Below are 20,423 nucleotides of genomic sequence, written 5' to 3'. Positions count from 1 at the left end.
GAACGGCTCGCAGGTGCGCAACCAAAGACGATGAGCGGTGTCACGCCCGCAAACCATCAAGATTGAACAGCTATGAGGGAGCCCCGTGACCATTCACCAGTTTCGCGCAGGAGCAGAAGAGAACTCATCCTGGGCCCCGCGCCCGGATGGATCGTTGATCGACCGACTGCGCGAAGGTGAGCCCTACGCGGTCAGCTTCGGTGGACAGGGCGGTCCGTGGCTGCCCGTGCTCGCCGAACTGGTGATCGACGCAGATCTCGACCGCAGCACCACCAAGATCGTCGAAGCCGCGCAGCGACTCATCGAGCCGGTCTCCGATCAGCTCTCGGCCGTGCGCCCCGATGGTTTCCACCCGCTGAGTTGGGTGCATGCGCACAACAGCGAAGAGACCTTGCCCGCCGGCTCGGCCCTTGCCGCCGCGCAGGTGTCGGTACCCGGCATCCTGCTTGCGCAGCTCGCCGCCATCAGCGCGAACCGCAAGCAGGGACTCGACCTCGACGCATTGCCCCCGGTGGCCGCTGTCGGTCATTCGCAGGGCGTGCTCGCCGCAGAAGCCGTCAAGTCCGCATCCGACGACGGTGGACTGGGTGACGGAGCACTGCTTGCGGTTGCACACTTCATCGGCGCCGCCGGCGCGCTGATCGCCCGCCGCCGAGGCCTGTCCGTGGACGCCGCGGGTAGTCCGATGCTCTCGGTCACCCAGGTCGATCCCGCCCGCATCCAGGTGCTGGTCGACGACTATGCGCAGGGACTGCAGGAATCCGACCGCGTGTCGGCACCGGTCGTCTCGATCATCAACGGCCGCCGTTCGGTCGTGCTCTCCGGCGCGCCGCGTCATCTGGCCGCGTTCATCACCCGGTGTGAGGCAGTCGCCGCCGCGGAGGCGCAGGACCGCAAGAAGAAGCTCACCGGCGGTTCGCCGTTCGCGCCGGTCTTCGATCCGCTCGCCGTGTCGATCGCTTTCCACCACCCGTCCCTGCAAGCCGCCTGCGACCTGGTCGCCGAATGGGCAGCCGCCTGCGACATCGACGAGGTCGCCGCGCGTCGGCTCGCCGCTGCCGTCCTGGTCGATCAGGTCAACTGGGTTGATGCCCTCGACGACGTGGTCAGCGCAGGCGCGAAGTGGATCCTGGACCTCGGCCCCGGAGATGTCGCCACCCGCCTGAGCGTCCCCGTGGTCCGCGGCCAGGGGATCGGCCTGATCTCCGTCAGCCAACGCGGCGGACAGCGCAACCTGTTCGCACCCGGTGGCATCCCCGAAGTCCAGACCCCGTGGAGCAGTTACCGTCCCCGGATCGTGTCGCTGCCCGACGGCCGACAGGTCGTCGAGACCGCATTCACCCGTCTGACCGGTCGCTCGCCGATGCTGTTGGCGGGCATGACCCCGACAACGGTCGACCCCGCGATTGTGGCTGCGGCCGCCAACGCCGGTCACTGGGCCGAGCTCGCCGGTGGCGGCCAGGTGACCGAGGCGATCTTCGCCTCGAACATCGCCAAACTGACCGAACTGCTGGAGCCCGGTCGCCAGGCGCAGTTCAACACCCTGTTCCTCGACCCGTACCTGTGGAAGCTGCAGATCGGCGGCAAGCGCCTGGTGCAGAAGGCCCGCGCCAACGGTGCCCCGATCGACGGCGTCATCGTGACGGCCGGCATCCCCGAGCTCGACGAGGCAGTCGCCCTCGTGTCCGAACTCGCCGATGCGCATATCCCGTACATCGCATTCAAGCCCGGAACGATCAGCCAGATCCGCTCGGTGATCCGGATCGCCGCCGAGGTGCCGCATTACCCGGTGATCGTGCAGATCGAGGGTGGCCGCGCCGGCGGACACCACTCGTGGGAAGACCTCGACGCGCTGCTGCTGGCCACCTACGGTGAGCTGCGGGCCCGTCCGAACGTCGTCATCTGCGTCGGTGGTGGCATCGGCACCGCCGAGCGCGCCAGCGAGTACCTGACCGGTGCCTGGTCTGCCGCGCACGACTACCCGCTGATGCCGCTCGACGGCATCCTCGTTGGCACCGCCGCCATGGCCACCAAAGAGGCGACCACCTCGCCGCAGGTCAAGGAACTCCTCGTCAACACCCCGGGGTGTGACGAGTGGATCGGGGCCGGATACGCCGCTGCCGGAATGGCCTCCGGTCGAAGCCAATTGGGCGCAGACATCCACGAGATCGACAACGCCGCCTCCCGCTGTGGCCGGTTGCTCGACGACGTGGCCGGTGACGAAGAGGCTGTCGCCGAGCGTCGCGACGAGATCATCGAGGCGCTGTCCCGAACCGCCAAGCCGTACTTCGGTGACGTCGCGCAGATGACCTACCAGCAGTGGCTCGAACGCTATGTCGAGCTTGCCGTTGGCGATGCCACCGGCGAGGCGACCTGGGCCGACATCACCTGGCGTCAGCGTTTCATCGAGATGTTGCAGCGCGCCGAGGCTCGCCTCAACGATGCCGATCGCGGCCAGATCACCACCCTCTTCGGACACAGTTCGGCCACCGACAACGCCGGGGCCGCAATCGATGCACTGATCGCGGTCTATCCGTCGGCAGGCACGGATGTGTTGCATCCCGCCGATCTGGTGTTCTTTCTCGAGCTGTGCCGCACCCCGGGCAAGCCGGTCAACTTCGTGCCGGTTGTCGACAAGGACGTCCGCCGCTGGTGGCGCAGTGACTCGTTGTGGCAGGCCCACGACCCCCGTTACAGCGCCGACGAGGTGTGCATCATCCCGGGCACCGTTGCCGTTGCCGGCATCACCCGGGTCAATGAGCCGGTCGGAGACCTGCTCAACCGTTTCGAGGCCCAGGTCGTCACCGATCTGGTCGGCGCAGGCGAGCAGCCGCAGCCGATCAGTGCCCGGCTGCGGGCCGGACTTGTCGACGTCGACGGAGTCCTCGGTAGCGTCATCGAAGCCCTGAACGTCCAGTGGTCGGGCCGTCTGGTCGCCAATCCGATTGCGCTGCTGGGTGATCGTGATGCCTGGGAGTTCCCGTCCTCGGACCGCGGTGAGCACGAGCCCACCGGTGCCGTACTCGAACGCACCGACGACGGTGCTGTCCTGAACGTGCCGATCGGTAAGGCAATCGTCTCGATCCCGATGGTCGTCGACAACTCCATCTTGGACGGCGGCGCCCCGAAGGTGACCGTCGATGCAGCCGCCGGTGCGATGCGCCAGCTGCTCACCGTTGCCGCAGGCGGATCGCTGACCCCGGTTGCCGACCGCACCGCGACCACCACCGCGACCTGGGATCCGGAAGCTGTCGCCGACCATGCGGCCGTGACCGCATACACGCTGCCCGAACATCTCAGTGCCTCACTGCCGCAGGGCGCAGGCGGCTTTGCCAACCCCGACACCCTCGTCGGGCTCTGCTGGCCGACCGTGTTCAGCGTGATCGGCGCGGCCACCACCGACGACGGCGCGCCCGTCGTCGAGGGCCTGCTCGATCTGGTCCACCTCGACCACGCGACATCCACCGTCGGTGAGCTGCCCCGTACCAAGGCCGAGTTCACCGTCACCGCAACACTTTCCGATGTCACCGACACCGACCTGGGTCGCGTGATCACCGTTGCCGTGTCGATCGCCGACGGATCGCGCGTCATCGCAGAGATGACCGAGCGGTTCGCAGTGCGGGGACGCACCGGTGCCGGAGAGCTGTCCGATCCGGATCGTGCCGGAGGCGCCCTGAGTGCCAAGGCCGGTGACGCGACCCGGAAGAAGCTGCGCGAGGCCAAGGTCGCCACCCCGTCGCGGATGCACGGCTTTGCGCTGGTCTCGGGCGACCACAATCCGATCCACGTCAACGACTCGGCCGCCAAGATGGCCGGCCTCGGTAGCCCGATCGTGCACGGCATGTGGCTCTCGGCCGCAGCGCAGCACGTGGCGACGGCCACCGACTCCAAGAACCCGATCCCGGTTCCGCGTGCACTGCAGGGCTGGACCGCCCGGTTCCTGGGCATGGTCCGTCCCGGCGACGAGGTGACGATCCGCGTTGATCGCGTCGGCATGGACGCCGGCCGCGACATCATCGAGGTCACCTGCAAGGTGGGCGACCTGCTGGTCATGCAGGCCACCGGACTGCTGGCGCCGCCGAAGACCGTTTACGCGTTCCCGGGCCAGGGCATCCAGAGCAAGGGCATGGGTCTCGACGCCCGCGCCCGCTCCAAAGCCGCCCGCAAGATCTGGGACCGTGCCGACAAGCACACCCGAGATGCACTGGGCTTCTCGATCCTGGCCGTGGTCCGCGACAACCCGACCACGCTGTCGGCAGGTGGCACCACCTACCAGCATCCCGACGGCGTCCTGTTCCTGACCCAGTTCACCCAGGTTGCGATGGCAACCCTCGGTGTTGCTCAGATCGCCGAACTGAAAGAGTCCGGAGGCTTCATCGAGGGCGCGATCACCTGTGGCCACTCGGTCGGGGAGTACAACGCGCTGGCCGCCTGTGCCGGGGTTCTCCCGCTCGAGGCCGTGCTCGAGGTCGTCTTCCAGCGCGGCGAGGCGATGCACCATCTGGTACCGCGAGATGCCAAGGGCCGCAGCGACTACCAGATGGCGGCGATCCGGCCCAGCCAGTTCGGTCTTGCCGACATCGACGTCATCCCCTTCGTCAACGAGATCGGTGAGCGCAGCGGCGAGTTTGTCGAGGTCGTCAACCTCAACCTGCTCGGTTCGCAGTACGCCATCGCCGGCACCGTGAAGGGTCTGGAAGCACTCGAAGCCGAAATCGAGGTGCGCCGCGCGAAGACCGGTGGCAAACGCTCGTTCATCGTCATCCCCGGCATCGACGTGCCGTTCCACTCGACGGTCCTGCGCGCCGGTGTGCCCGACTTCCGGCACCGTCTCGACGATCTGCTTCCCGAGCACATCGACCCCGACATCCTCGTCGGCCGCTATGTCCCCAACCTGGTTCCGCGGATGTTCAACCTGGGCCGCGACTTCGTCCAGGAGATCGCCGACCTGGTCCCGTCCGAGCCGCTGAACGAGGTTCTGGCCGACTGGGATTCATGGACCACAAAGCCCAGTGCCCTGACCCGGGTGATCCTGATCGAGCTGCTGGCCTGGCAGTTCGCCAGCCCGGTCCGGTGGATCGAGACGCAGGATCTGCTGTTCACCCCCGCCGAGCGTGGCGGTATCGGTGTGGAGCGCTTCGTCGAGGTCGGCGTGAAGTCCGCACCGACGCTGAGCGGCCTGGCAGGCAACACCCTCAAGCTCGACGACTACCAGCAGGCGATCGTCCAGGTGCTCAACATCGAGCGCGACTCCGACGTCATCCTGTCCAAGGACAGCGCGCCTGAGATCGACGAGGACGAGGACGACGTCGTGGCGCAGGCTCCGGCCGAGACCGGCGCACCGGCAGCTGCTGCACCTGTCGCGGCGGCTCCGGCTCCTGTTGCGGCTCCGGCTGATTCAGGTCCGCGCCCGGACGACATCTCGTTCGGTCCGACCGACGCCGTGAACTCGGTGATCGCGCTCTGGACCAAGATCCGTGTCGATCAGATCGGATCGGCCGACACCATCGAGGCGCTGTGTGACGGTGTCTCCTCGCGTCGCAACCAGTTGCTCCTCGACATCGGTGGCGAGCTCGGTTTGGGTGCGATCGACGGCGCCGCCGAAGCAGAGATGCCGGCACTGTCGACAACAGTGAACGCGCTGGCCCGTGGCTACAAGCCGCTGGGATCGGTGCTCACCGACGCGGTGGGCGATCAGATCCGTAAGGTCTTCGGACCGGCGGGCAAGCGTTCGTCGTACATCGAAGACCGCGTCACCTCGGTCTGGCAGCTCGGCCCCGGCTGGGCCCTGCACACCACCGTTGCGGTCGCACTCGGAAGCCGTGACGGCGTGAGCGTGCGCGGTGGCGATCTCGGTGACCTGATCTCCACGGCACCGGCCAACACCGACGCCGTCGATGCGCTGATCGATGCCGCGGTCGCGAAGGTCGGCGCCATCAAGGGCATTCCGGTGTCCAAGCCGGCCGCCGGTGGCGGTGGTGGCGGAGGCACGATCGACGCTGCTGCCCTCGGCGAGCTGACAGAACAGTTCACCGGACGCAGTGGGGCACTGGCCTCGGCCGCCAGGACCATCCTGGAGAAGCTCGGTCTTGACGATGAGGTTTCGGCAGGCGAGCCTGCCGAGGACAACACCGTCGCCCTCGAGCGTGTCAACGCCGAACTCGGTTCGGACTGGCTACGCGTTGTGGCACCGGCTTTCGACGAGCGTCGCGCGATCCTGATCGACGATCGCTGGGCCAGCTCCCGTGAGGATTTGGCACGGTTGTGGATCGAAGACGAGCATGTGCTCGACCAGGACTTCTACGACATCGCTACACGCTTCGTCGGTGCCGGAGAGACGGTGTGCCATCAGGCGACGTGGTGGCAGGGCAAGGCCCTGGCCAACGGTTATCAGGAGCACTCGCGCCTGTACGCCCAGATCGCCCATGCCGCACAGGATCCACAGCCGTCGTCCTACGCCGACGACATCGCAGTGGTCACCGGCGCCAGCAAGGGTTCGATCGCGGCCGCGATCGTCGAGCAGCTCCTGGCCGACGGCGCAACGGTTGTCGCGACGACCTCGCGTCTGGACGATGGCCGCCTGGCGTTCTTCAAGTCGCTGTACCGCCGAAGCGCCCGCGGAAACGCTGCGCTCTGGGTGGTGCCGGCCAACCTGTCGTCGTACACCGACGTCGACGAACTCGTTTCGTGGATCGGCAGCGAACAGACCGAGAACCTCGGTGGCAAAACAGGTGTGGTGAAGCCGGCCCTCAAGCCGACGCTGCTGTTCCCGTTCGCTGCGCCGCGGGTTGCCGGTGACCTCACCGATGCCGGTGGTCGCGCCGAGCTCGAGATGAAGGTGCTGCTGTGGTCGGTCGAGCGGTTGATCGCCGGTCTCGGTGACATCGCAGCCGATCATCACCTGGCGGCCCGCCTGCACGTGGTGCTGCCCGGTTCCCCGAACCGTGGAATGTTCGGTGGAGACGGTGCTTACGGCGAATCCAAGGCTGCACTCGACGCGCTGGTGAAGCGTTGGAACGCCGAGGATTCGTGGAACTCGAAGGTCACCCTGGCTCACGCCCTGATCGGCTGGGTCTCCGGAACCGGCCTGATGGGCCACAACGACGGACTCGTCGACGCCGTGGAGGCTGCAGGCGTCAAGACGTGGTCGACGGCCGAGATGGCCACCGAGCTGCTCAAGGCCGTCACTCCCGAGGCGCGTGCGCAGGCACGCACCGAACCGTTGCAGCTCGACCTGACCGGTGGGCTCGGCGACGCCAAGCTCGACATGAAGGCGCTGGCGCAGGCACAGGCCGACGCGGCTGCCGCGACCGAGGACGACACCGAAGACGACGAGCCGACCGTGGCGGCACTGCCGGCACCGGCTCGCGCACCCGAGTCGACCACTCCGGCGTGGGGCAACATCGACGCCCGCCCCGAAGACCTCGTGGTCATCGTGGGCGCCGGTGAACTCGGACCGTACGGCAGCAGCCGGACCCGCTTCGAGATGGAGGTCGCAGAAGAACTGTCGGCCGCCGGTGTGCTCGAGCTGGCCTGGAGTACCGGCCTGATCGTCTGGGAGGCCACCCCGAAGCCGGGCTGGTACGACGCCGAATCCGGTGATCCCGTGGCGGAGTCGGAGATCGCGGATCGCTACCACGACGCTGTGGTGGAACGTTGCGGCATTCGTCGGTACGTCGATGACGGCGACATGATCGACAACACCTCGCCGTTGCTGACGTCGGTGTTCCTCGACAACGACCTGACCTTCTCGGTTGCGTCGGAGACCGAGGCGCGGTCGTTCCTGTCCGCGGCTCCCGACAAGACCAAGATCAAGGTCGACGCCGAGAGCGGCGAATGGCAGGTCACCCGCATGTCGGGCACCGAGATCCGCGTCCCGCGCAAGTTCAAGCTCAGCCGGACCGTCGGCGGTCAGATCCCCACCGGATTCGACCCCACCCGCTGGGGTGTGTCCGCGGACATGACCGAGTCGGTCGACCGCGTGGCGCTGTGGAACCTGATCGCCACCGTGGACGCCTTCCTGGCCTCCGGATTCGAACCGTCGGAACTGATGCGCTGGGTCCACCCCGGTCTGGTCGCCAACACCCAGGGCACCGGCATGGGCGGTATGACGTCGATGCGGTCGCTGTACCTCGACACCTTCACCGGTGAGGCCAAAGACAACGCCATCCTGCAGGAAGCTCTGCCGAATGTTGTTGCGGCCCATGTGGTCCAGTCGTACATCGGCAGCTACGGCGCGATGATCCATCCGGTCGCCGCCTGTGCCACCGCCGCCGTCTCGGTAGAAGAGGGGGTCGACAAGATCAAGCTCGGCAAGGCGCTGTTCGCAGTGGCAGGCGGCTTTGACGACCTCGGTATCGAGGGCATCGTCGGATTCGGTGACATGTCGGCCACCGCGGAGTCGTCGAAGATGGCCGCACAGGGCATCAACGAGCGTCGCTATTCTCGCGCCAACGACCGTCGTCGCGGCGGATTCGTGGAGTCGCAGGGTGGCGGCACGATCCTGCTCGCCCGCGGCGATGTCGCGGCCGAGATGGGTCTGCCGGTCCTCGGAGTCGTCGGTTGGGCACAGAGCTTCGGCGACGGCGTCCACACGTCCATCCCGGCTCCGGGTATCGGTGCACTGGGTGCGGCTCGTGGACAGAAGGATTCGGGCTTCGCCCGGTCGCTGCGCCAACTGGGTGTGAGCCCGGACGACGTGGCGCTGGTCTCCAAGCACGACACCTCGACCAAGGCCAACGACCCCAACGAGGCGAACCTGCACGAGCGTCTTGCCGCGGCCATCGGCCGCAGCGATGGTGCGCCGCTGTTCGTTGTCTCGCAGAAGTCGCTGACCGGTCACGCCAAGGGTGGTGCCGCTGCCTTCCAGCTGATCGGCCTGTGCCAGATGCTGCGCGATGGCGTCATCCCGCCGAACCGCAGCCTGGACTGTGTCGACGAGGCCATGGAGGAGTACAAGCACCTCGTCTGGCCGACCGAGCCGCTGCACTTCGGTGACCGGTTCGCGCTCAAGGCAGGTCTGCTGACCAGCCTCGGATTCGGTCACGTCTCCGGCCTGATCGCCGTCGTGCATCCGGAAGCCTTTGTCGCATCGCTTGATCCGGCTCAGCGTGAGCAGTACCGGACCGCGGCCGCAGAGCGCTCACGGTTGGGCCAGCAGCGTCTGCTCGAGTCGATGTTCGGTGGAAAGCCCGCGTACCAGCGGCCGCCGAACCGGCGGTTCGACGACAGCGCATACGAAGGTGACCAGGAAGCGGCGATGCTGCTCGACGGTGACGCCCGACTGTCGGTCGACGGACACTACTGAGTCATGACGGTTATCGGAGTGGGGATCGACCTCGTGTCGATCCCCGACTTCGCCGAGCAGCTGCAGCAGCCGGGCACCACATTCGCCGACCGGTTCACGGTGGGGGAGCGTCGCGACTCTGCATCCGGCACCGGCGATGACGCCAGGCATCTGGCTGCCCGGTGGGCGGCAAAGGAAGCCGTCATCAAGGCCTGGTCGGTGAGTCGGTTCGCGCGAAAGCCGTTGTTGCCGATGATCCGGCACGGCGACATCGAGGTTGTCACCGATACGTGGGGCCGGCCTGCGATCAGACTGGGCGGCGAGATCGCAGGGCATCTGGAAGGCACCGTTGTGCACATCTCGCTGACCCATGACGGCGATATGGCAGCAGCTGTGGCAATCATCGAAGAGGCCCCGAAAGAAGACTGAATCACCCGCTCGCGGAAAGCCGCCGGATCACTCTGTGGTCTGGCGGCTTTCGGGGTTTTCGAGCATCATGTATCGCCCGAGCATGAGTTTGAGTTCGGCCACGGTATCGGCGTGGTTGTGGCCTTCCTGCACCGAGAAACTGAGCAACGAATACGCCGTGTGTACCAGCAATTCCGACATCAGGGCCCGGCGGTCGCGCTGCGGTGTCAACGGCGCGATGATGCGCGCCACCTGGGCGGCCAGGGCGCGTTCGTGGACTGTCGCGGTGGCTCGGGTGGCCGGAGTCGACTGAACGGCCAGCCACACGGCCCGCCGGGACGGATCGTCGTGCCAGAGTCGGGCGAGGTGATCGATGAACTTCTCCAGCAGACGAGGCCAGTCCAGCGACGGGATCTCCGCGGCAAACGTCGCCAGCTCATCCTGAACCCCGGCAGCATCCTCTCTGTCGAGCTCACAGACCACCACGTACTTGTTCGCGAAGTACTGATAGAGGGTGCCGATCGGGACATCGGCACGGGCTGCGATGTGCTCGCAGGTCAGTGATTCGAACCCGACCTCGATGAGCAGCTCCCGCGCAGCGGCCAACATCGCGTCGAAACGCAGCTGACTACGTTGCTGCGTTGGTCGCTTGCGGGGGACCAGCGGTTCGGCACTGAGCAGCCGGGACGCGCCGGATCCCGGAGCGCTGGTCTTCAGCGCACCAGTGGTTCCGTGCCCGGGGCCCGGCTGCCGCTCCACCATGAACAGCTTGCCTCCGGTCAGACCGAGAGGTCGCGGCGCAGCTTGGCCACGTGGCCGGTGGCCCGCACATTGTATTGGGCAGCAGCGATTTTGCCGTCCGCGTCGACAAGGAAGGTGGAGCGGATCACGCCGGTCACCGTTTTGCCGTACATCTTCTTCTCACCGAACGCGCCCCAGGCCGTCAGGACCGACTTGTCCACATCGGACAGCAGCGGGAACGTCAGGTTTTCCGCATCGCGGAATTTCGCGAGCTTGGCCGGCTTGTCGGGCGAGATCCCGATGACATCGATGCCCTCGGTGTTGAGCTCGGCAAGGCTGTCGCGGAAGTCGCAGGCCTGCTTGGTGCAACCGGGTGTACTCGCTGCCGGATAGAAATAGACGATCACCTGCCGACCGCGGTAGTCCGCGAGGGAGACGATGTTCTCGTCGGCATCGGGCAGGGAAAAATCGGGGGCGTCGTCGCCCACAGCCAAGCGTGTGTTCTCAGTCATCGAACTCAGGCTAGCCGAGTAAGTAAACAGTGTGGCGCAACACGTGCAACATGGTCGGTGAACTACCGTAGAGCAGAAGACCTGACCGGACCGATCCACGCCCGCAATCTGCGGCGCGGACGGCACTGTACCGATGGAGGACCTGTGGCACGCGACACCGACAGCATCGAACGCGATATCGAGCGGGCCCGCGATGAACTGGCGGGGACACTTGACGCGCTGGCCTCCCGTGCCAACCCGCAGCGCCTGGCCGATGACGCCAAGGCGACCGTCGTGGCCACCGTCCGTAAACCGGCGGTCGCCGGGACGCTGATCGCGGTGGGCGTGGTCGTGGTCGCCATCGTGATCAAGAAGATCGTCAGCTGAACGAATGAATGGCGGGGGACCGCCGTCCTCGCACGCCCGCCCGGTGACCAATGATCACCTGGTGGGCGTTTGTGGTTTTAGGGCCAGTCGGAGAATCGGCGGACACCCGCGATGAAGGGTCCCTGATCGGCGATGTGCAGTCGTTGGATTGCTGCGGCCGAACGTCATTCGGGCAAAAGAAAAACCCCCAGTTGCCTGGGGGTTCAACTCTGTTGTGCGCCATCAGGGACTCGAACCCCGAACCCGCTGATTAAGAGTCAGCTGCTCTGCCAATTGAGCTAATGGCGCTTGCTTCTTGCCGTGTTCTTCACTTCGTCTTGCGAGATAGAACGCTATCAGGCCGACCCTCGGAAATAAAAATCGCCTGGTCGACCCGCTCGAGGGGCGTGGAAACCACTGGTCCGCAGCGGGCTTCGTGTAGTGAGCGTCACAATATCGGCTGATTATTGTTTCATGCACGTCGGGTTTAACACGTACACTTTCGCCTAGTTAGTTTCTTGCCCGCGTCGTCGGGCCTTAGTCAGATCTTGGGAGTGTGATGGGGTTCAGGCAGGCCTCTGTGACCCGGAGGGCGAGTACGCCCACGGTTCTGTTGATTCTGTTGGTGACACTGGCAGGTGTCGCGTCGGCATGCTCTTCTGATCCCAAGCCTCCGAAGTACAGCGATCAGGTCGTCAGCACAACACCGTTCGACGATCTGCTGCAGCCCGCGGTCGAGGTCACCGGCCTCGCGAACGAGCCCGTCATCGACGGCGACGTCGGTTTCGCGCCGGGTGCACCCGTGCAGGTGACCGCAAATGATGGTCGCCTGACCAATGTCAAGATCACCAACACGGCCGGCGTGGTCGTGCCGGGCGTGATGTCGGACGACCAGAAGACGTGGACGGTCCCGGCGGGCTCGTTCGGTTACAACAAGCGGTACACGCTCGTCGCCGACGCCAAGGGCATTGGCGGCAAGACCCAGTCGAGCCGGACATTCACGACCAGCTCGCCGAACAACTTGACCCAGGCCTATCTACTGCCGGAGAAGGGTTCGACCGTCGGTGTCGGAATGCCTGTCTCGATTCGCTTCGACGAGTCGATCCCGAATCGTAGGGCTGCGCAGGACGCGATCACCGTCAAGACCGATCCGCCGACCGAGGGTGCGTTCTACTGGCTCAGTGACACCGAACTGCGCTGGCGGCCGGAGAACTTCTGGAAGCCGGGCACCAAGGTCGATGTCGCGATCAACACCTACGGAATCGACCTCGGGGACGGCCTGTTCGGTCAGGAAAACCTCAAAACGAACTTCACCATCGGTCGTGAACTGATCGCTGTCGCAGACGACAACACCAAGACGATCACCATCACCGAGAACGGTGAGGTGATCAAGACCATGCCGACTTCGATGGGCAAGGATTCGACACCCACGGACAACGGCACGTACATCATCGGAGACCGCCTCGATGAAATCGTGATGGACTCGTCGACCTACGGAGTTCCGGTGAACTCTCCGGCCGGGTACAAACTCGACGTCGATTACGCGACCCAGATGTCGTGGAGCGGTATCTACATCCACTCCGCCCCGTGGTCGATGTACGCGCAGGGTAGCGAGAACACCAGCCACGGCTGCCTGAACGTCAGTCCGGACAATGCCCTGTGGTGGGTGCAGAACTCGCTGCGCGGCGACATCGTCACCGTCAAGAACACGGTCGGTCCCGAGCTGTCGGGCACCGATGGCCTCGGTGACTGGAACATCCCCTGGGAGACCTGGAAGAAGGGCAACGCCTGATTCAGGCTGCTTTCCGGTTGGTCCCTGTCATGGACCGTAGACGCCGGGTGGTGATCGTCGAGAGACGGTTACTGCCCGGCGTTTGTCATATGAGCCCCTGAATCCGTCGTACCCGAATCGGGTGTCGCAGTGGGACAACGAAGGCCGCTGCGGGGAAATGAGGACCGAAACGCCGGGCCGGGGATCTCGTTGCCGCGGAGGCGATGGCGGGCAAACGCAGAAACGGTCTACCGCGCCGAAGCGCGATAGACCGTTTCTGTTTGGGTGGACGACGGGACTCGAACCCGCGACAGCCAGAATCACAATCTGGTGCTCTACCAACTGAACTACGCCCACCATCGGTACCCGCTGAGCGGGACCGGAACTAACTTTAGCGGTATGCCGGGCAGAAACTCCAATCGGTTCCTGACCTGCGGTTCATCAAGCCGGACCGAGTGTTTTTGTCACTTCTTCGATGGCGGGGGAGTCCGGTCCGGGCTGCGGTACGAACACCGTTGCGCGGTAGTACTTGAGCTCGCGGATGGATTCGCGGATGTCGGCCAGCGCTCGGTGCGCCAGGCCCTTCTGCGGCTGGCCGAAGTAGACCTTCGGGTACCAGCGCCTGCTCAACTCCTTGATGGAGCTGACGTCCACCATCCGGTAGTGAAGGTAGCTGTCGAGCTTCGGCATGTCCCGGGTGATGAAACCGCGGTCTGTGGCGATGGAGTTACCGGCGAGGGGTGCCGCGCCGGCGGAGCCGATCTGCGAGCGCAGATACTCCAGCACCATCTTCTCGGCCTCCTCGAGGGTGACCGTGGAGGCTCGCACCTCTTCGGTCAGGCCGGAGGCGGCATGCATCTTCTTCACGACGTCCGGCATCGCTGCCAAGGCGTCGTCGTCGGCATGGATGACAACGTCTACGCCGTCGCCCAAGATGTTCAGTTCGCTGTCGGTGACCAGAGCTGCGATTTCGATGAGTTTGTCACTGCCCAATTGCAGGCCGGTCATCTCGCAGTCGATCCACACAAGTTTGTCTTGCATCACATCACCCTAGTTCAGCGATACCCGTTGCCCGAGGCCAGTGGGCCGAGTGGGTGGTTGATCGGCCCGTCAGTCACCGAACTTGCGGTAGAAGGCGCCGACGATCGGGGCGGTGAACTTACGTGGGCTGTAGCCGCCCGCGACCGACATCGCCTTCGACAACAAGCCCGGCACCACGCGCATCTTGTTGCGTTCCAGCGCATCCAGGCTCATCTTGGCCACGTACTCGCTCGAGTTCCAGAGGAAGTCCGGCACCAGCCGGTCGACGGTGCTGGCTTCCTCCGGCGAAGGGGTCTGGGTGCGAACGGGTCCCGGTGCCAGCAACGTCACGTGTACGCCTTGGTCGGCGACCTCGCCGCGCAGGGACTCGGACAAGGTGTTCACGAATGCTTTTGTCGCGGCGTAGGTGGCGTTGTGGGGGATGGGCATGTTGCCCGCAGCGGAACCGACCATGAGGATGCCGCCTGAGCCCCGGCCGACCATCTGGGGCAACACCGCCAACGTGAGGTCGTGGACGGCCACCGCATTCAGGTGGACCTGAGCACGTTCGTAGTCCGGATCCAGGTCGGCGAGTGCACCGAATGTTGCGATTCCGGCGTTGTTGCACAGGATGGAGATCTCACGCCGGGCCAATTCGTCGCAGAGTGCGGTGGTGGCGACGGGATCGGACAGGTCGGTGGCACGTACCTCGACCTCGACACCGAACTCGGTACCGAGGTCGGAAGCGGTCGCATTCAAGATCTCTTCGCGACGGGCGACGAGGATCAGTCCATGGCCGCGGCGCGCCAACTCGGTGGCAAGTGCGGCCCCGATCCCGGACGAGGCCCCGGTGACAACGGCACGCGCGGACAACGACGGCTGCGGAATACCCATGGCGCAGATCGTAACGGTGTCCGGCCATACGGCGGTCAAGTGTTATACGGCGGTCAGGCGAAAGAGGCGCAGTTCGCGGGACGTCCGACCGTTGTAGACCCGATATACGTCGGCCATCGTTTCGAACTCGTGGAAGATCCGGACCTTCTCAGCGCCCTCGAGAGGTGTGGCGGTGGCCTCGATCTCGCTCCCGTCGATGTTGACCCACGCACCCGGGTTCGCCAGCAGATTGGCGGTCCATGCGGGGTGGTGGGCCTGCCCGAAGTTGGAGCCGACCACAAACAGCTCCGGATCTTCCCGGTAGAAAATGAGAGGCGACGTCCGCCGTTGACCGCTCTTTGCGCCGACGGTGGTGAGCAACATGGTCGGAGCGCCGATCGGACCGAGCGTCGTGTACTTACCGTTGGTCCGGCTCATCAACCGTCGGTCGATCGGCGTCAGCTTCCGGATCGCCAACGATCCCGCGGGGGTGGCCGCGAAGGCCAGCGCCAACGATTTCAGTCGGGAATCTTCGGAACCCCAACGTCTATCCGGAAATGGCGTGGCCATCGCGACCCCTCTCGCTGGGTCAGACGATACTCGCGGCGACCTCGGTACCTTGGCGGATTGCACGCTTGGCGTCGAGTTCGGCGGCCACATCGGCGCCACCGATCACGTGGGTGTTCACACCCCCGACGGTCAACGGGTCGATCAGATCGCGCACCGATTCCTGTCCGGCACAGACCACGACGGTGTCGACGTCGAGGATGCGGGTGGTGCGATCCCCGCCTTCTTCTTTCGGAGCGAAACCCAGGTGCAGCCCGGCGTCATCGATCTTGTCGTAGGTGGCGCCCGAAATCTGTTCCACGCCCTTCATTTTGATGGTGGCGCGGTGGACCCAACCGGACGTCTTGCCGAGGGTCTTACCTTGGCCCCCGGGCTTGCGCTGGACGAGGTAGACCTTGCGGGTGGCCGGAGTCGGCCGTGGCTTTCCGACAAACCCCGGAACGGTGAGGTCGTCGGTGATGCCCCATTCCTGCTCCCACTCCTTGATGTTCAGGGTGGGGGAGTCGTCGACGATGAGGAACTCGCTGACGTCGAATCCGATTCCGCCGGCGCCGATCACCGCGACGGTCTTTCCGATCTCACCGCGACCGAGGACGGCATCGGCGTACGACAGCACCTTCGGGTGGTCGATGCCCGGGATGTCCGGCATTCGGGGTGTGACACCGGTGGCGACGATGACGTCGTCGAACTTTTGCTCGATGAGTTCATCGGCGGTGATCCAGGTACTCAGGTGTACCTGCACGCCGGTGACTTCGAGCTGTCGCTTGTAGTAGCGGATGGTCTCGGAGAACTCTTCTTTGCCCGGGATCCTGGCCGCGATCGAGAACTGGCCGCCGATGTGTTCGCCGGCCTCGAAAAGGTGGACGTTGTGTCCACGCTGGGCGGCGGCGACAGCGGCGGAGAGCCCGGCGGGGCCGGCGCCGACCACTGCCACACGCTTGGCCTTGCGGGTGGCGCCGAGGGTCAATTCGGTCTCGCGCCCAGCCCGTGGATTGAGCAGGCACGACACCTTCTTGCCCACGAATGCGTGGTCGAGGCAGGCTTGGTTGCATGCGATGCAGGTGTTGATCTCGTCGCCGCGGCCCGCCTGTGCCTTGTTGGCGAACTCGGGATCGGCGAGCAGTGGTCGGGCCATCGAGATGGCGTCGACCCGTCCGCCTTCGAGGATCTCTTCGCCGAGTTCAGGTGTGTTGATCCGGTTCGAGGCGATCAGCGGGATCGACACCTCTTCGCGCAAGCGCTCGGTATAGCTGACAAACGCGCCACGCGGAACCGACGTGACGATCGTGGGTACCTGCGCCTCATGCCAGCCGATATCGGTGTTGATGGCGTCGACGCCGGCAGCCTCGAGTTTGCGTGCCAGTGAGGCGATTTCGTCCCACGTCTGGCCGTCTTTGACCAGATCGGCGATCGACTGGCGCATGATCACCATGAAATCGGGGCCGGCCTTCTTGCGGATCTCCTTCGCGATCTCGACGACGATCCGCTGTCTGTTCTCCGTGTTACCACCCCACTTGTCGGTGCGGTTGTTGGTGCGCTTGCAGAGGAAGGTGTTGAGCAGGTAACCCTCGCCGCCCATGATCTCGATGCCGTCGTAACCCGCATCTCTGGCGAGTTTTGCGCAGCGACCGTACGACCAGATGGCGTGCTTGATGAGCGCGTCGTTCATCTTGATCGGCTGGAAGGGGTGAACCGGCGATTTCTCCCAGCTGACACTGAACTTCAGCGGTGTATATCCGTAGCGACCGGCGTAGAGGATCTGCATTGCGATCTTGCCGCCCTCTTTGTGCACGGCGTTGGTCAGGCGCCGGTGCCGGATGACGTCGACCTTGTTGGTGAGTTTGCTCCCGAAGGGCAGGAGAAGTCCTGCGCGGGTCGGTGCGATGCCACCGGTGATGATCAGGCCGGCGCCGCCGCGCGCACGTTCGGCGTAGTAGGCGGCGAGCTTGTCGGTGTCCCAGATGCGATCTTCGAGACCGGTATGCATCGATCCCATGATGATGCGGTTCTTCAACACGGTTTTGTTGATCGTCAACGGTTCGAACAGCTTTGGATATGGAGTTGTCATTGAAAGACCTTCCTTCGTCACGGGGGCTGGCCGTGTTGTCAGCTGCGGGGCTATGAGTCGAGGACACCTTCGAGTGCCGCGATCACTTCGTCGCACCAGTCGATGAAACCGACTTCGATGCGCACGCCACCACGCAGCACGAGGTGTTGTTTGAGTTTGCGCAGGCTCAGGGCGCTCGGATCGGGATAGTCGTTCTTTTCGAACTCTTGGTAGAGACGCAGGCGTTCTTCGTGGAGGGTGCGTTGGCGGCGTAGTTCACTGATCAGCTGGGGTAGATCTGCGGCTTCGGCGGCCCTGATCTTCACGCCCAATTCGTCGCGGAGTTGTTGGGGCTCGGTGGGTGTTCCGACCCAATCACTCAGTGCGGCGCGGCCTTTGGCGGAGAGCGTGTAGACCTTTTTATCGGGCCTGCCGTCTTGCGCAACCGACTCGAAACTGACCAATCCATCGGAGTGGAGCTTCTTGAGCGTCCGATAGATCTGCTGGTGTGTGGCAGACCAGAAGTGGCCGATCGACCGGCTGAACTGCTGGCCGATTTCGTAGCCGGTGCCCGGTCGCTCGGCTAGCGAGGTCATGATCGCGTGTTCGAGTGCCACCTCTGCATAATACCCATGCAACGCGGCACTATGCAATGGTGTTCATATAACCAGAAGTTCATATGGTTGACCTGCGTATTGATCCAAATCATGCCGCCATGAGCTCGAGAAGGCTCGCCTCGAGCCGACTGTGGGTGTCGCTTCGCCGTCGGCACATGGGCAACGGTGTGGCAGGACGCGGGAGCTCAGGCGCGACGGAGATGTGGCGATGACCCGTGGGTGTTGTGACGGCTATCGAGTGCCGCTGGGTTTTCGATGGCTGCGTAACCGAATGCCACCCCGGTGCCTGCTTTGCGTAATTGCAGTCCTCGCACAACCCTTGTCCGTTCTCGCTGGTCGTGGGTCCCTCGATGCTATGGGGCGTGACATGGTCGGTATGCCGTACCGGGGCATCGCAGTATGGGGTGCGACAGATCTGATCGCGTAGGCGGACCAGTAGTGCCAGTGCCTTGGGAAATATTCGGGCGACTGATTCCATGGCCACCAGCACGCCGGTGGCTGGTTTCGCGAACAACCGCCTGATCGTGAGCCTTGTGTCGCGGTCGGCGGCCGCGGCAACCAGTTGTCGAGCAATGCCGGCCGGGATCGGGCCGTACCCGTCGACATGGGCGGCGTCGTCGGCGTCACCCAACAATGCGGCATCCGATACGACCAAGTTGACCGTGATCGGTGGGCCATCGGTGGCGGCGCTGCCGGTGACCCGCTCGAACAAGACGTCGGCCATGATCTGATCCCGGGAGCGGCCATCGCCGTCACCGCGGTGCAGATCGGCTGCCCGACGCAGGGCAGCGATCACTCCGACGCCCTGGGCGACCGGTAGGAGTGCGCTCACCGTTGCCATGGAATCGGGTGCAGGTCGCGAGGTGACCCGGCGGTCTTTGGACGCTTTGGCGGCACGCGCGACAACTGCGTGTGGATCTCGTTGATAAGCAAGTGCTTTGGCGCGAGCTGTGAGTGCCTTGTCGCCGACGCCCTGAAGTCCGTCCGGATCGGCGCATAGCTCGGCATCGATGGCGACCCGGTCCGCGACATCGAGGTAGGCCGTTTCGCGAACCAGGATGGTGGCACGCCACTCGGAAAGGTGGCCCGATTCGAGTGCGGCCATCGTATGGGGCATTTCATCGACCACAGCCCGGGCGAAACCGAGGTATCGGCCCCCTCGATGGGGCGAGACTCGTCGGGCCAGTCCGACCTCCGATGCGATGCCTGCACCGACCTTCTTGTCGGGCACCCCTTGTTCTCGATGTTCCTCACGGCGCCTGCTGTAGAGGTTCATGGTCGCCCTTGCCTGGGCTGCGGCGCAAGCGGCCTTGAGGTCTTCGAGTGCCGTGATCTGATTTACCGAATCGGCAGCGGGAAGATCAAACAGCATATGTTGCAAGGCATCTCGAAAGCCCGCAATGTCGTTTGTTTCAAGCATGTGGTTCCCCCGAACAACGTGATCGAATCTGTGTTCGGAGCATAGCGGGGCAGTCCGACAGGGGTTGGACCGAAGCGGCCGATGGAAGCGAGGAGGATGGGGTAGACACTGTCTATGTCGTTTACGAGTGCGGTTGCCTATCGGGTTTGTCGCCATGTCCTGGTCGGTCCGGTGCTGTATGTGCTCGGGCGACCGAAAATTGTTGGACGCCATAATGTTCCGTCGACCGGTCCGGCGATCGTGGCCGCCAATCACTTGGCGGTGATCGACTCCTTCTATCTGACACTGGCTGCCCGCAGGCAGGTCTTCTTCCTTGCCAAGTCGGACTACTTCACCCGAACCGGGACGGTGGGCCGTCTCCAGAGTTGGTTCTTTACCGCACTCGGACAGATCCCGGTGGACCGGACAGGTGGGCATGCTGCGGTATCGGCCATATCGGCGGCTACCTCTATCGTGCGCGACGGGAAGGTGTGGGGAATACATCCGGAGGGAACCCGGTCGCCGGATGGTCGCATGTATCGCGGTCGGACAGGAGTGGCGAGGGTGGCCATTGCCAACGGGATACCAGTTGTCCCGGTGGCGATCACCGGGACGCGGCCGGTGACGGGTGTGAGGTGGTGGCGTCGTGGCCGTGTGGTCGTCGAGATATTGCCGGCCTTCGATCTTTCACCGTATGCGGCGACCAGCGACTATCGCGGCGCGACCGACGCATTGATGCGGATCCTTGCCCAGCACAGCGGGCAGGAGTACGTCGACGAGTATGCGAAATCGTGGGCCGGATCGACACCGCGACGAGGCGCCGCCTGAACGGCTCGG

The 20,423-nt window shown here is 64.7% G+C and carries 13 protein-coding genes and 2 tRNA genes; 5 read left to right on the top strand and 10 right to left on the bottom strand.

Annotated features, from left to right (window positions below):
* The first annotated feature begins 85 nt into the window (after nucleotides 1-85).
* Nucleotides 86-9,307 carry a fatty acid synthase subunit beta domain-containing protein gene (locus AC1D75_RS19030; RefSeq protein WP_495516849.1) on the top strand — a complete coding sequence of 3,074 codons (9,222 nt, stop codon included), beginning with the start codon at nucleotides 86-88 and terminating at the stop codon, nucleotides 9,305-9,307.
* 3 nt (nucleotides 9,308-9,310) lie between these two features.
* Nucleotides 9,311-9,715 (top strand): holo-ACP synthase AcpS, encoded by a 405-nt coding sequence (gene acpS / locus AC1D75_RS19025; protein ID WP_495516848.1) that lies wholly within the window; start codon nucleotides 9,311-9,313, stop codon nucleotides 9,713-9,715.
* A gap of 27 nt (nucleotides 9,716-9,742) precedes the next feature.
* Here acpS and AC1D75_RS19020 read toward each other — a convergent pair whose 3' ends face one another.
* Both AC1D75_RS19020 and bcp read right to left on the bottom strand, forming a co-directional pair.
* Nucleotides 9,743-10,456 (bottom strand): TetR/AcrR family transcriptional regulator, encoded by a 714-nt coding sequence (locus tag AC1D75_RS19020; protein WP_495516847.1) that lies wholly within the window; start codon nucleotides 10,454-10,456, stop codon nucleotides 9,743-9,745.
* A gap of 17 nt (nucleotides 10,457-10,473) precedes the next feature.
* A complete protein-coding gene (bcp, locus tag AC1D75_RS19015) occupies nucleotides 10,474-10,947 on the bottom strand; it encodes a thioredoxin-dependent thiol peroxidase (protein ID WP_482144738.1) in 474 nt (157 codons plus the stop codon).
* Nucleotides 10,948-11,091: 144 nt separating this feature from the next.
* On the opposite strand from bcp, the gene AC1D75_RS19010 reads away from it, so the two are divergent.
* The gene (locus tag AC1D75_RS19010; protein ID WP_495516846.1) at nucleotides 11,092-11,313 is read left to right on the top strand and encodes a DUF3618 domain-containing protein; all 222 of its coding nucleotides are present in this window, start codon (nucleotides 11,092-11,094) and stop codon (nucleotides 11,311-11,313) included.
* 215 nt (nucleotides 11,314-11,528) lie between these two features.
* Here the strand turns inward: AC1D75_RS19010 and AC1D75_RS19005 are convergent.
* A tRNA-Lys gene (locus tag AC1D75_RS19005) sits at nucleotides 11,529-11,601 on the bottom strand.
* 250 nt (nucleotides 11,602-11,851) lie between these two features.
* On the opposite strand from AC1D75_RS19005, the gene AC1D75_RS19000 reads away from it, so the two are divergent.
* The gene (locus AC1D75_RS19000; RefSeq protein WP_495516845.1) at nucleotides 11,852-13,084 is read left to right on the top strand and encodes a L,D-transpeptidase; all 1,233 of its coding nucleotides are present in this window, start codon (nucleotides 11,852-11,854) and stop codon (nucleotides 13,082-13,084) included.
* Between the two features lie 263 nt (nucleotides 13,085-13,347).
* Here AC1D75_RS19000 and AC1D75_RS18995 read toward each other — a convergent pair.
* The 7 genes from AC1D75_RS18995 to AC1D75_RS18965 all read right to left on the bottom strand — a co-directional run bounded on the left by AC1D75_RS18995 (nucleotide 13,348) and on the right by AC1D75_RS18965 (nucleotide 19,559).
* Nucleotides 13,348-13,420 (bottom strand) — tRNA-His (locus AC1D75_RS18995).
* 84 nt (nucleotides 13,421-13,504) lie between these two features.
* Nucleotides 13,505-14,104 carry an oligoribonuclease gene (orn, locus tag AC1D75_RS18990; protein WP_495516844.1) on the bottom strand — a complete coding sequence of 200 codons (600 nt, stop codon included), beginning with the start codon at nucleotides 14,102-14,104 and terminating at the stop codon, nucleotides 13,505-13,507.
* A gap of 69 nt (nucleotides 14,105-14,173) precedes the next feature.
* A complete protein-coding gene (gene cmrA, locus AC1D75_RS18985; RefSeq protein WP_495516843.1) occupies nucleotides 14,174-14,977 on the bottom strand; it encodes a mycolate reductase in 804 nt (267 codons plus the stop codon).
* A 42-nt stretch (nucleotides 14,978-15,019) separates the two neighbouring features.
* Nucleotides 15,020-15,526, bottom strand: a complete 507-nt coding sequence (locus tag AC1D75_RS18980) for a nitroreductase/quinone reductase family protein (protein ID WP_495516842.1) — start codon at nucleotides 15,524-15,526, stop codon at nucleotides 15,020-15,022.
* 19 nt (nucleotides 15,527-15,545) lie between these two features.
* On the bottom strand, nucleotides 15,546-17,591 hold the full coding sequence (locus AC1D75_RS18975) for an FAD-dependent oxidoreductase (protein WP_495516841.1): 2,046 nt from the start codon (nucleotides 17,589-17,591) through the stop codon (nucleotides 15,546-15,548).
* 50 nt (nucleotides 17,592-17,641) lie between these two features.
* A complete protein-coding gene (locus AC1D75_RS18970) occupies nucleotides 17,642-18,187 on the bottom strand; it encodes a PadR family transcriptional regulator (RefSeq protein ID WP_495516840.1) in 546 nt (181 codons plus the stop codon).
* A gap of 88 nt (nucleotides 18,188-18,275) precedes the next feature.
* Complete coding sequence (locus AC1D75_RS18965; protein ID WP_495516839.1) at nucleotides 18,276-19,559, bottom strand: HNH endonuclease; 1,284 nt, start codon at nucleotides 19,557-19,559, stop codon at nucleotides 18,276-18,278.
* A 162-nt stretch (nucleotides 19,560-19,721) separates the two neighbouring features.
* On the opposite strand from AC1D75_RS18965, the gene AC1D75_RS18960 reads away from it, so the two are divergent.
* Entirely contained in the window at nucleotides 19,722-20,414 is a 693-nt protein-coding gene (locus AC1D75_RS18960; RefSeq protein WP_495516838.1) for a lysophospholipid acyltransferase family protein, read from the top strand.
* Nucleotides 20,415-20,423 lie beyond the last annotated feature (9 nt).

The sequence above is a fragment of the Williamsia sp. Y712 genome (assembly GCF_059445525.1).
Note: the sequence above shows the minus strand (reverse complement) of the source record. Positions and strands in the feature narration are given on the sequence as shown.

Bases quoted from the DNA above. Each gene is read 5' to 3' on its own strand.
- cmrA (WP_495516843.1), bottom strand. From the start codon at position 14,977: ATGGGTATTCCGCAGCCGTCGTTGTCCGCGCGTGCCGTTGTCACCGGG.
- AC1D75_RS19020 (WP_495516847.1), bottom strand. From the start codon at position 10,456: ATGGTGGAGCGGCAGCCGGGCCCCGGGCACGGAACCACTGGTGCGCTG.
- AC1D75_RS18960 (WP_495516838.1), top strand. From the start codon at position 19,722: ATGTCGTTTACGAGTGCGGTTGCCTATCGGGTTTGTCGCCATGTCCTG.
- acpS (WP_495516848.1), top strand. From the start codon at position 9,311: ATGACGGTTATCGGAGTGGGGATCGACCTCGTGTCGATCCCCGACTTC.
- orn (WP_495516844.1), bottom strand. From the start codon at position 14,104: ATGCAAGACAAACTTGTGTGGATCGACTGCGAGATGACCGGCCTGCAA.
- bcp (WP_482144738.1), bottom strand. From the start codon at position 10,947: ATGACTGAGAACACACGCTTGGCTGTGGGCGACGACGCCCCCGATTTT.
- AC1D75_RS18965 (WP_495516839.1), bottom strand. From the start codon at position 19,559: ATGCTGTTTGATCTTCCCGCTGCCGATTCGGTAAATCAGATCACGGCA.
- AC1D75_RS18980 (WP_495516842.1), bottom strand. From the start codon at position 15,526: ATGGCCACGCCATTTCCGGATAGACGTTGGGGTTCCGAAGATTCCCGA.
- AC1D75_RS18975 (WP_495516841.1), bottom strand. From the start codon at position 17,591: ATGACAACTCCATATCCAAAGCTGTTCGAACCGTTGACGATCAACAAA.
- AC1D75_RS19000 (WP_495516845.1), top strand. From the start codon at position 11,852: ATGGGGTTCAGGCAGGCCTCTGTGACCCGGAGGGCGAGTACGCCCACG.